This is a genomic window from Brachybacterium sp. P6-10-X1, from assembly GCF_001969445.1.
In the GTDB taxonomy this organism is placed as follows: Bacteria; Actinomycetota; Actinomycetes; order Actinomycetales; family Dermabacteraceae; genus Brachybacterium.
This window is the reverse complement of the sequence record NZ_CP017297.1, coordinates 4,375,118-4,385,603: the sequence shown is the minus strand read 5'-3', so window position 1 is coordinate 4,385,603 and position 10,486 is coordinate 4,375,118. Positions and strand designations below refer to the sequence as shown.

At 73.3% G+C, this 10,486-nt stretch carries 10 protein-coding genes; 2 read left to right on the top strand and 8 right to left on the bottom strand.

All coding sequences use genetic code 11. The features are described from left to right. Positions 1-102 precede the first annotated feature (102 nt). Positions 103-765 (top strand): O-methyltransferase, encoded by a 663-nt coding sequence (locus BH708_RS19510; RefSeq protein WP_076810597.1) that lies wholly within the window; start codon positions 103-105, stop codon positions 763-765. 71 nt (positions 766-836) lie between these two features. On the opposite strand, the gene BH708_RS19505 is transcribed toward BH708_RS19510, so the two are convergent. The 6 genes from BH708_RS19505 to BH708_RS19485 all read right to left on the bottom strand — a co-directional run bounded on the left by BH708_RS19505 (position 837) and on the right by BH708_RS19485 (position 6,241). Next, on the bottom strand, positions 837-1,007 hold the full coding sequence (locus BH708_RS19505; RefSeq protein WP_076810596.1) for a DUF3117 domain-containing protein: 171 nt from the start codon (positions 1,005-1,007) through the stop codon (positions 837-839). Positions 1,008-1,086: 79 nt separating this feature from the next. After that, complete coding sequence (locus tag BH708_RS20070; RefSeq protein ID WP_172805783.1) at positions 1,087-1,248, bottom strand: hypothetical protein; 162 nt, start codon at positions 1,246-1,248, stop codon at positions 1,087-1,089. Beyond that, the gene (locus tag BH708_RS19500) at positions 1,245-1,982 is read right to left on the bottom strand and encodes a TIGR00730 family Rossman fold protein (RefSeq protein ID WP_076810595.1); all 738 of its coding nucleotides are present in this window, start codon (positions 1,980-1,982) and stop codon (positions 1,245-1,247) included. Before BH708_RS19500 ends, BH708_RS20070 begins: the two co-directional genes overlap by 4 nt. Continuing rightward, positions 1,979-3,334 (bottom strand): APC family permease, encoded by a 1,356-nt coding sequence (locus tag BH708_RS19495; RefSeq protein WP_083713828.1) that lies wholly within the window; start codon positions 3,332-3,334, stop codon positions 1,979-1,981. Before BH708_RS19495 ends, BH708_RS19500 begins: the two co-directional genes overlap by 4 nt. Further along, on the bottom strand, positions 3,331-4,440 hold the full coding sequence (gene dapE / locus BH708_RS19490) for a succinyl-diaminopimelate desuccinylase (RefSeq protein WP_076810594.1): 1,110 nt from the start codon (positions 4,438-4,440) through the stop codon (positions 3,331-3,333). The genes BH708_RS19495 and dapE overlap by 4 nt, the downstream gene beginning before the upstream one ends. A 37-nt stretch (positions 4,441-4,477) precedes the next feature. After that, positions 4,478-6,241, bottom strand: a complete 1,764-nt coding sequence (locus tag BH708_RS19485) for an FAD/NAD(P)-binding domain-containing protein (RefSeq protein WP_076810593.1) — start codon at positions 6,239-6,241, stop codon at positions 4,478-4,480. 63 nt (positions 6,242-6,304) lie between these two features. Between BH708_RS19485 and BH708_RS19480 the strand changes: the two genes are divergently transcribed. Beyond that, a complete protein-coding gene (locus BH708_RS19480; protein WP_076810592.1) occupies positions 6,305-7,201 on the top strand; it encodes a hypothetical protein in 897 nt (298 codons plus the stop codon). Between the two features lie 160 nt (positions 7,202-7,361). Here the strand turns inward: BH708_RS19480 and BH708_RS19475 are convergent, their stop codons facing one another. Both BH708_RS19475 and BH708_RS19470 read right to left on the bottom strand, forming a co-directional pair. Next, positions 7,362-8,912, bottom strand: a complete 1,551-nt coding sequence (locus tag BH708_RS19475; RefSeq protein ID WP_157236058.1) for an HNH endonuclease signature motif containing protein — start codon at positions 8,910-8,912, stop codon at positions 7,362-7,364. 235 nt (positions 8,913-9,147) lie between these two features. Then, complete coding sequence (locus BH708_RS19470; RefSeq protein ID WP_157236057.1) at positions 9,148-10,416, bottom strand: MFS transporter; 1,269 nt, start codon at positions 10,414-10,416, stop codon at positions 9,148-9,150. Positions 10,417-10,486 lie beyond the last annotated feature (70 nt).

Sequence of the window (10,486 nt, the reverse complement as noted above, 5' to 3'; positions counted from 1 at the left end):
CTGGCCCATTATTGCATCGCGGCGGGCATGCGATTCCCAGCCATGGCGTGTTCCTGGCATAGTCTGGGCCCGTTCGGACAGGTCGATCGGAAGGAAGCGCACATGTCGTCGGGAAAGGTGGCCAGCTGGGCCCATGGCGAGGAGTTCCTCGACGAGGCGCTCCTCTTCTCCGACGACGGCGTCCTCGCCCGCGCCCGGGAGCGGGGCGGCGAGCTGGGCGCGACCCCGGTCCTGCCCGGGGCCGGGGCGCTGATGCGGGTGCTCGCCGCGGCGGTGCAGGCCCGCTCGGCCGTCGAGATCGGCACCGGCAGCGGCGTCGGTTCCCTCTACCTGCTTGCGGGCATGCACCCCGACGGGGTGCTGACCACCATCGACCCGGAGGTCGAGAACCAGCGCGCCGCCCGGGTGTCCTTCGCCGAGGCCCAGATCCGGTCCCCCCGGGTGCGGACCATCGCCGGCAGCCCGCGCGACGTCATCGGCCGGCTCACCGATCACGCGTACGACCTGGTGAGCTTCCCGGCCCAGGCCCCGCACGCCCTGGACCTGCTCGAGCACGCCCGGCGCCTGCTGCGCCCCGGTGGGGTGCTGGTGGTCCCCCACGCCCTGTACCACGACCGGGTCGCCGACCCCACGGCACGCGATGAGCGGACCCGTGCGGTGCGGGAGGTGCTGCGGGCGGTCACCGCGACGGAGGACCTGGTCCCGGCGCTCACCGGCAGCGGCGACGGGGTGCTCGCCGCGGTGCTGCGGCCCGCCCGGCGCTGACGGCGCGGTCGACGCAGAACAGCCCCGCACCGACGCGGTGCGGGGCTGTCCCACGGGTGCCGTTCAACGGATCAGGACGGGATCACGCCCTTCAGCGCGTCATGAAGCTCCACGGCCTCCGACGCGGCGATCTCGACGACCAGACGGCCGCCCCCCTCGAGCGGGACGCGCATGATGATGCTTCGCCCCTCCTCCACGACCTCGAGCGGACCGTCCCCGGTGCGCGGCTTCATAGCAGCCATGGCGTGCCTCCTTGATGGTGTCGCTGCCTGCGAGGTGCTCCCCCGGACGGGGCCTCGGACAGCGCGCGTACGGTGGCTATTATCTCAGGTTCCGCGAGCGGTTCGTACGTCGGCGTCTCCGGGGGCGCTGCGGGGCCTCGATCCCGTCGCCGATCCGACCCTGGGCGAGCACCACCATGAGCACCGCGACGACGGCTGCGACCAGCAGCAGGAGCAGCACGATGGGGCTGACGGCGGTCATCGGTGCGCAGCCTCGCGGAGCACGCCGAGCGCCTCCTCGGCGGTGTCGACGACCCGCAGCAGGTCGACGTCGACGGCGTTGATCGTCCCGCCCTCGAGGACGGCGCCGCCCAGCCAGTCGAGCAGGCCCTGCCAGTAGGCGCGCCCGACCAGCACCACGGGGAACAGGTCGATCTTGTGCGTCTGCATCAGGCACAGCGCCTCGAACAGCTCGTCGAAGGTTCCGAAGCCGCCCGGCATCACCACGAAGCCGCTGGAGTACTTCACGAACATGGTCTTGCGGGCGAAGAAGTACCGGAAGTCGACCCCGAGGTCGACATATTCGTTCATCCCGTCTTCATGGGGCAGTTCGATCCCGAGGCCGACGGAGACGCCGCCCGCCTCCTGGGCGCCGCGGTTGCCGGCCTCCATGATGCCGGGGCCGCCCCCGGTGATCACGGCGTAGCCGAGGTCGACCACGCCGTGGGCGATCTCGACGGCGCATCGGTAGTAGGGATGCTCCGGTCCCAGGCGGGCGGAGCCGAAGATCGAGATGGCCGGCCCCAGCTCGGCGAGCGCCCCGAAGCCCTCGACGAACTCGGCCTGGATGCGCATCACCCGCCACGGATCGGCGTGGACCCAGTCCCCGGGCCCGGACTCCTCCAGCAGCCGCTGGTCGGTGGTGCGCTCGGGGCGCTGGGCGCCGCGCAGCGTGACGGGCCCCTTGCGATGGCGTGCTCGTTCCTCGGGCGTCATCGGCCGAGCGTATCGGCTGTGCCGGCGCTCGGCCGGCGCAGGAGCAGCACGGCGAAGCCCAGGAGGGCCCAGATGGCGCCGACGATCAGCGCCACCGGGCTGGAGGAGACCAGCACGACGATCAGCAGACCGGCGCCGAGCACGGGGATCACCAGGTGCCGCACCGGGCGCACCGCTCCCCCGCGCCGGCGCACCACGAAGTAGCCGATCACGGAGGCGTGCACGAGCACGAAGCCGGTGATGGCGCCGACGTCGACCATCGAGGAGACCAGGTTCAGGCCGTCCCCGCGGGTCGAGGCCCAGCCGGCGACGAGGACGTTGCCGGCGGAGGCCACGAGCACACCGACCACGGGCACGCCCGTGCGGGTCGACAGACGGGAGAAGACGTGCGGCAGGGAGCCGGAGCGTCCCATGTCCCAGATGATGCGGCTGGCGGCGGCCTGTCCCACCAGGGCGCTGAAGATCGCGCCGATGCCCTTGGCCAGCGACAGCAGGGCGTGCAGCAGCGGGGAGATCTCGGAGTCGACCATGGCGTAGTAGGCATCGCCCTGCAGCGAGGGGTCGGCCTGCAGCTCCGCGGTGGTCTGCGGGGACAGCAGCGCCCCGACGTAGGACTGGAGGATGAACAGGAAGCCGGCCACGACGAGGCAGACCAGCGTGGCGCGTCCGACGACCTTCGCACCCCCGCGGGTCTCCTCGGCGAAGGTGGCCAGGGCGTCGAAGCCGAGATAGGAGAGCACGGCGATGCTGACGGCGCCGAGCACGAGACCCGCGTCCAGCCCGGCCGCCCCGCCGGTGAGCGGGTCGAGCCAGCCGCGGAGCGGGCCGATGGTCGCCAGCACCCAGATCCCGACGGCGAGGACGGCGGCCAGGACCACCACCTCGACCATCACCACCACGGTGGAGACCCAGGCCGTCACGGTGACCCCGGCGAGGTTCAGCCCGGTGGAGATCACGACCGCGGCGATCACGAACACCCACACCGGGACCTGCGGGACCAGCGAGTGCAGGGCGATGCCGCTGAAGAGGTAGGCGACCGAGGGGATGAGCAGGTAGTCCAGCAGCATCATCCAGCCGCCCATGTGGCCGGTACGGCGGCCGATGCCCTCGGACGCGTAGGCGAAGACGCTGCCGGCGCGCGGCACCTCCGCGGACATCAGCGCGTAGCTGGAGGCGGTCAGCGCCATGACGATCGTGGCCACCAGGTAGACCACGGGCACCACGCCGCCCGAGACCGCATCCAGCGTGCCCCAGACGCCGACCGCGGCGGCCGGTCCGATGAAGACCAGGCCGTAGGCGAGCAGCTGCGGCAGGCCGAGGCTGCGGCGGAGGGCGCCCTCGGTGCTCGTCACCGGGAGATCTCCAGCCAGCGCCGCAGAGCCTCGAGGGCCGAGCGGAGGTCCTCGAGCGGCACGTGCTCGTCGTCGGTGTGGGCGAGCAGCGCGTCCCCGGGTCCGAAGTTCACCGCCGGGGTCCCCAGGGCGGCGAAGCGGGCCACATCGGTCCAGCCCTGCTTGGCGGCGAGGGTGACGCCCTGGCCCAGGGCGGCCAGGAAGTCGGCGGCGGCCGGGTCGGAGAGCCCGGGCAGCGCGCCCGCGGAAGAGTCGGTGACCGTGATCTCGAGGTCGAGGCCGGCCAGCACCTCGCGCACATGCGCCTCGGCCTGGTCGACGGAGGTGTCGGGCGCGAAGCGGTAGTTCAGCAGCGCGGTGGCACGATCGGGGATCACGTTGCCGGCGATGCCGCCGGAGATCCCCACGGCGTTCAGGCACTCGCGGTACTCGAGCCCGTCGATCACGGCGCGGCGCGCCTCGTAGGAGGCCAGACGCTCGAGCACCGGCGCGAGGTGGTGGATCGCGTTGTCCCCCACCCAGTCGCGGGCCGAGTGGGCGGCGATGCCGCGCGCGGTGACCGCGAGCTTCATGGTGCCCTTGCAGCCGCCCTCGACACCGGCCGAGGTCGGCTCGCCGAGGATCGCGAAGTCCGCCGCGAGGTACTCGGGGTGCTCGGCGGCGATGCGGGTCAGGGAGTTGTCCGCCGCGGCGACCTCCTCGTGGTCGTAGAACACCCAGGTGAGGTCGACGGGGGCGGTGACCGCCTCGACGGCGAGCTTCAGGAACACCGCGACACCGCCCTTCATGTCGCAGCTGCCGCGCCCGACGAGCTCCTCGCGCCCGTCGCGGGTGCGCCGGGACGAGGGCAGGTTCTCCGCCACCGGGACGGTGTCGAGGTGCCCGGCCAGCAGCACTCGTCGGTCCAGGCCGCGATGGGTGCGGGCGATGACGGTGTCTCCGTCGCGGATCACCTCCAGGTGATCGGCGTGGGTGCGCAGCGCGGCCTCGACCGCATCGGCGAGCGCCGTCTCGTTCCCGGAGACGGATTCGATGTCGACGATCGCGGCGGTGAGCTCGACGATGTCGGCGTGGGGATCCAGGACGGGCGCGGGAGCATTGTGCATGGGGCCATCGTGCCACCGTCGGCCGCTCGCCCGCGGATCACGGATCGCCCAGTGCTCCCCCGGCCCGGGCCAGGCGCAGGGCGACCGCCTCGGCGTGGCGCAGCAGCTGGGCGGACGTGCCGGGTTCGGCGGTGATCGCCGAGCCGGGCTGCGCGGTGGAGACCGGGACCCCCACCAGCAGACGCCGGTCGTAGACCGTCTCGTCCGACCCCACGGGGGCGTAGAGCCCGTCCACGGCGATGGAGCCGGTCAGCATCCGTCGGCGGCTGCCGCGGGAGGCCCAGGAATCCTTCTGGACCTCCCCCCGCTCGCGCCACGCCCCGATCAGGGCGCTGCGATAGGCGGGCAGGTCCACCGGCGGCAGGTGCGCTTCGAGCACGCCGTCGCACAGGATGGCCGGGCCGTCGGCCCCGCGCGCCGCGAAGCGTCCGGCGTCGTCGTCGATGTCCAGGTGCATGCGCGGTCCGAGGAACTGCACCAGCCCTGCTTCCTCGAGGGCGAGCAGCTGGCGCACCCGCAGCACCGGCGGGCCGGAGGCCCAGGAGGCGAAGGCGTTGCGCAGGTGCCCGTCGATGTCGCGGCGCACGGACTCGGTCGTGTAGGCCCCCAGGTCGATGAGCCGGCCCACCTGGGTGCGCATGGCGATCAGCACCCGGTAGACGAGCACCCAGGCGGGGTCGGGGTCGGTGGCCGCGTGCAGAGAGCCGCGCAGCACGTCGCGGGTGCGTCGGTGGGCTTCGGCCGTCTCGCCGCCGCGCCGGCCGAAGGGGAACAGCCAGCGGATCAGCGCCTCGTCGGTGGCGAGCCCGGCGAAGCCGGCCCCGGCGAGCGCCCGGCGCAGCTCGGCGAGGATCAGCGGCATCACCTCCCGCTCGTGGTCGACGCCGGCCGAGCGCACCGCCAGCTCCAGGACCCGCTCGCCGGTGAGGACCTGCGGTGAGTACGGGGCGGGCAGCTCGGGGCCGAGATCGGGCTTGGGGCGGTAGACCATGCCGGAGCGGGAGCCGACGACGAGCCGCGGCTCGCCGCCGCCGGGCAGGTAGCGCAGCCCCGAGGGCGCGCGGTCGTCGGGCACGAAGCGGCCCCCGGCGACGGCGGTGAGCATGCCGATCGCGTCGTAGAAGTTCAGGCCGAGGCCCTGCACGGCGATCGACTCGCGGCCCAGCAGCGCGGCGTAGTCGACCTCGAGCGGGTTGGCGGGACCGAGGTGGACCAGGCCATGACGGGCGGCGGCGTCGGCAAGCTGCTGGGAGCGGGGGCCGAGCGCGGTGGGCAGGTGGCCGAGGGCGAGGGCGACGGCGTCGGCCCGCAGCACGCGGCTGTCGCTGAGCCGCACCCGCTGGATCCCGTCGGCGGAGCCGGTGACGTCCACCGCCTCGGCCTCGTGGCGGACGATCCGCAGGCGGGCGGGGTCCGCGTCGGCCTCGGCGGTCTCGAGCACGCGGGCGAGGTAGCGGCCGTGAGCGGCACGGGAGGCGAAGTCGCCGGGACCCAGGCCCTCCGCGGCGAGGTGGTCGGCGAGGGTGTCGGTGTGCAGGGACGGCATCACCGCGTGGCAGCTGGCGTCCGGATACATCGTGGTCTGGCAGGTGGTGGTGTTCATCAGCAGCACCTCGGACTGGTCGTGCCGCCAGACCCTGCCGCCGCGGCCGACGAAGGGATCCACCAGGTGCACGGTCAGCGGTCCGTGCCAGCCGGGATCGTGGGAGGCGGCGACCAGGCGCTCGATGATCGCCGTCCCCCGCGGCCCCGCCCCGATCACGGCGACGGTGCGGGCGAGATCGGGGGCGGCGACGGTCATCCCCCCAGTATGGCGCGGACGGATCGCCCTTCCGCGCGGGCGGGGTTCTGGGACCATGGGGGCATGACCACCACGCCCCCGCCGCCGCGGCACCTCCCCCACGGTGCGCCCGACGCCCCGGGAGGGCTGCTCGCCGGGAGACGGGCCGCGCGGATCCGCGCGATCGCGAACTCGAGCCAGCTGCCCGAGGAGCGGGCGCTCGCCGATTCGATGGTGATGACGGCATGGCTGACGGCCGCCCAGCGCGCCCGCTACGCCGTGTCCCTGCGCGCGGGGTCCCAGGTCGAGGACTTCATGGAGCGCCTGGCGGATGAGCGCCGGGTGGTGCTCGAGGAGGGCGCGGATCCGGTCGAGGACGAGCTCGCCTCCGCCGCCGAGGCCGAGCGCGCCGCCCGACAGCTCCCGCTGCGGGTCCTCGAGGGCGCGCTGCTGCTGGTGGCTCTGGGCCTCGCCATCGCCCTGGTCGTCCTGGGTCTGCGGGCCGACGACCTCAGCCGCTCCTCCCTGCCGCCGTCCGCGGGGCCGTTCCTGATCGGGATCGCCGCCCTGGTGATCGTCGCGGCGGTGATCGGGACGCTCGCGAGCCGCCGCAGGGACCGGTCCCTCCTGGACTGGGCCGTGGACCGGCCGGGTCAGCTCGGACGAGGCCTGCCGATGCGTCGCCCGCTGCAGGGCGGATCGGCCGGACCCGCGATCCTGAGCTCGCTGGGCCCGGCCGTGATGGTGGGGCTGGGGATCATCGCGATCTGCGTGGGGGCCGCCGTGCTGCTGATCACGCTGCTGAGCCCGGATGCGGCCACCATGACCACGGCGGCGCTGTGGTCGCTCGGCGGAGGGGTGCTCGCGCTGCTGCTGGCGGTCCTCGCCGTCCAGCTGCGCGGTCGTCGGCTGGAGCAGGTCGTGCGGCGGGAGCGGGCCGCGGAGTGGTTCGGTGATCGTCCGCCCGCGGACGATTCCTGATCCCGGGGCTCTGTCTCCTCACTCGCCCGCGGCGAGCCCTTCGGTCCGCGCAGAGCGAGATCACACGGTACCGCCGCATCAACCGCGATGAGCACGGAAGCGACCGGGACGGGGATCCGGATTCGGACGGCGAACAGCCCGCCGAGAGCAGCGGCACAGCTCAGAACGGTGGCGGCTGATCCTCGAGTCCTCGAGCTGGTGACGCTTCACGGGTGCCGGCGCGGTCGTCCAGCAGGGGGTCGGTGGGTCCGTCCTCGCGGGCGAATCGTTCGAGTTCCCCGGCGATGACCATCGCGGTGATGTCTCGCTCGAACTCGTACTGCTCCCAGCGCGCTTGGAGGACAGCGGCCAGCTCGGGCGTGAGCAGGTCGGTGTTCGGCGCCACCGAGGCATGTGCCCCGGAGCGGGTCTTCCAGTGGGTGATCGCCCCGTCGGGACCGCGGACCGGGTCGATCAGGCCGCGAGTCTTCAGCCGGTGATGCATCCAGCACAGGTCGTGGAGGTTCTCCGGGGTGGTCTGCCCGCCCGCGGCGGGATCCGCGTGGTCATATTCCTGGATGTGGTCCGATTCCGAGCAGGTGGAGGTGGCCCGACCGCACCCGGGGACCGCGCACACGGGATCGCGCAGTCGCAGGTGCTCGCGCATCGCCTCCGGCGGCCGGTACCGCTGCGCAGCGGTGGGGAGGAAGGTCCCGTCGACCGGGTCGGTGAGCACGCGGAACCACATGCTCTCCTCCGCGGCGATCATGCGGGCCATCGAGGCGGGGATCGGGATTCGCCCATCGAGCAGGGCCGGAGCGTCCGACTCGCCCATCAGGGACATCACAGGGACCACCACGCTGAGGCGGAATGGCTCGCGCGGGACCTCGGTGCCGCCCGTGTCGAGAACCGAACGAGTCATCACCGCGTAGCGCAGGGAGCGCAGGGGCAGCGGCCGCGCGGTCGTGGCCGCCGCCGCCTCGAGGTCGAAGGGCACCGGGGCACCGTCGTCGAGGGCATGGCGCTGGGTGGTCTGCACCGCGCGGGCGGCCGCGTCGAGGCGGCGAGAGAGCGCGAGGATCTCCGGGATGGGTCCGGTCAGGCGCAGGCAGGCGGTGCCGTCGGCGACCGTGGGCAGCTCGAGGGCGACGTCGCGCTGCTCCTGCGGGGCGACCTCCGGGGCCGGGGACTGGAACCAGGCCAACAGCAGGTGCAGCGACCGGCGGTAGCTGTCCACCGGCAGGGAGTCGAGGTCCCAGGTGGAGACCCGCTCGTCGATCTGGGCGCGCTGGACGGGGGTCAGGTCCCGCAGCGCCCGCACCAGGCGGTCGAACCACTCCACGGGCATGTCGCCCGAGGCCAGGCGCGCGAAGGTCGCGGGCACCTCGGTGACCGCCATGTGGGCATCGCGCAGCAGGGTCCCGGCCCGGGCGGTCGTGGTGCGCAGCGCGAGGGCGACGGCGACGTCGGATTCCTCGCGGTCATCGCGCAGGTCCTCGTCCTCCCGCGGAACCCACAGCGCGGCGATGTCACGCAGACGCTCGGCATGGTCGCGGGAGGCGCGACGGCCCCGGGCGAGAAGCCGGGTGGCAGCACCGTGGGCGGCCGATCCCTGCTCGAGGTCGCCGCGATCGGCGAGCGAGGCCGCATCGAGGTCACGTCGCGCACGCCCGAGGGGACGCGGAGGCTCTGCCCCGCGCGGAACTGCGGCCGGCGTCATCGTCTGCGACATGCTCCCCACCTCCGCGTCCGTCACCATGACAGGAGCCCCGAGAACCAGGTTCTCCATCTCCTCCGAGCGTAGACAGAGGGTCCGACACACGACAGACGGAAGGGTCGATGGTGGACGAGCAGACCCTGGGGAGGAAGGCCCTCGCACCGTGGGGAGGAAGGCCCTCGCACCCTGAGAAGGAAAGACCCCGCACCCTGGGGAGGAAAGGTCCCGCACAGCGACCCGACCCCGCCCCTCACTCCCCGACTGCCAACCCCTCCTGACGGGCGTAGGTCTCCCACCGCGGCGCGGTGGGGATCCGGCGCAGATCCGGCCCCAGCAGCCCCACCAGCCCTCCGAGGGCCAGGACCACCGCGAAGACGAGCATGGTGGGCAGGGTGCCGACGGTGTCCAGCCCCCACCCGGCGACCGCCGGAGCCAGCGGCATCAGCGCCGAGGAGACCAGGCGCATCAGCGAGCTGACCCGTCCCTGCATCGCGATCGGCGTGATGTGGGTGAAGAAGCCCTGGCTGGAGGCGTTGATCGCGGGCAGCCCTATCCCCAGGACGCCATAGGCCGCGCCGATCCAGAGCATGCCGGGGGCGAAGGCGAGGAAGATCCCGACCCCCGCCATCAGCAGCACCGGGACGATCGCCAGCGCACCGGTCGGGACGGTGTCCACCAGGCGCGGCGCGAGGACGGCACCGAGCAGGATCGCCGCGGCCAGCACCGTGTTCAGCAGGCCGATCCTCGTCGCCGGCACCCCGTCGGACGCGAGGTCCAGCAGCACGGCGAAGATCAGGCCGTTGGCTCCGAGGTTCACGGCGGACGCGAGAGCCAGCACCTGCAGACGGATGGGCTGCGAGATCATCCAGGCGAGCGCCTCGCGCAGGTCCTCGGCCACCGACGTGCGCTCGGCGCCCTCGGTCCGCGGGAAGTATCTGCGGCGCATGGTGAGGGTCGCGGCGACCGAGCCGAGGTTGCCCAGCAGCTGGGCCAATGGCGGGAACACGAGCGACAGGCCCAGCAGCGCGCCACCGACGGGCCCGGAGGCCATCTCGACCGCGGCCTCTCGTCCCTGGTTGACCGAGACCGCCCGGGGCAGCTGGGTGGTCGGCACGATCTGCTTGAGCATGGCGTGGGAGGCGCTGCCCAGCAGCGTCTCGCGGAACCTGTCCGCGAACGCCAGCACGGCGAGCACCACGGCGCCGGCCACACCCGTCGCCAGCACGAGAACCAGCATCGCCTGGACGATCGCCCCGACCACCCCGGCCAGCAGTCGCAGTCGTCGCCTCTCGACGCGATCGGCGAGCAGCCCGCCCGGGATCAGCCCGACCAGCGCGCCGGCGCCCTGGACCAGCGCCACCAGGCCGGTGGTGCCCAGGTCATCGGTGACCATGAAGGTCACCAGGGGGAAGGCGAAGGCCCCGATGCCCGTGCCGATGTCGAGGAGGAGATCCCCCATCAGCCAGCGGAGGTACTCGGGACTACGCCGCAGCGGCGTCGTCGCCGCAGGCACGCTCATCCGCGCCCGATCCCGGGCGCCGATGTGCCGTTCGCCCCCACCGGTGCGCCCAGCGTGACCTGGAGCCACC

Excerpts from the sequence above, each read along its gene's own strand:
- BH708_RS19510 (WP_076810597.1), top strand. The coding sequence starts at position 103 with ATGTCGTCGGGAAAGGTGGCCAGCTGGGCCCATGGCGAGGAGTTCCTC.
- BH708_RS19505 (WP_076810596.1), bottom strand. The coding sequence starts at position 1,007 with ATGGCTGCTATGAAGCCGCGCACCGGGGACGGTCCGCTCGAGGTCGTG.
- BH708_RS20070 (WP_172805783.1), bottom strand. The coding sequence starts at position 1,248 with ATGACCGCCGTCAGCCCCATCGTGCTGCTCCTGCTGCTGGTCGCAGCC.
- BH708_RS19500 (WP_076810595.1), bottom strand. The coding sequence starts at position 1,982 with ATGACGCCCGAGGAACGAGCACGCCATCGCAAGGGGCCCGTCACGCTG.
- dapE (WP_076810594.1), bottom strand. The coding sequence starts at position 4,440 with ATGCACAATGCTCCCGCGCCCGTCCTGGATCCCCACGCCGACATCGTC.
- BH708_RS19485 (WP_076810593.1), bottom strand. The coding sequence starts at position 6,241 with ATGACCGTCGCCGCCCCCGATCTCGCCCGCACCGTCGCCGTGATCGGG.
- BH708_RS19480 (WP_076810592.1), top strand. The coding sequence starts at position 6,305 with ATGACCACCACGCCCCCGCCGCCGCGGCACCTCCCCCACGGTGCGCCC.
- BH708_RS19475 (WP_157236058.1), bottom strand. The coding sequence starts at position 8,912 with ATGTCGCAGACGATGACGCCGGCCGCAGTTCCGCGCGGGGCAGAGCCT.
- BH708_RS19470 (WP_157236057.1), bottom strand. The coding sequence starts at position 10,416 with ATGAGCGTGCCTGCGGCGACGACGCCGCTGCGGCGTAGTCCCGAGTAC.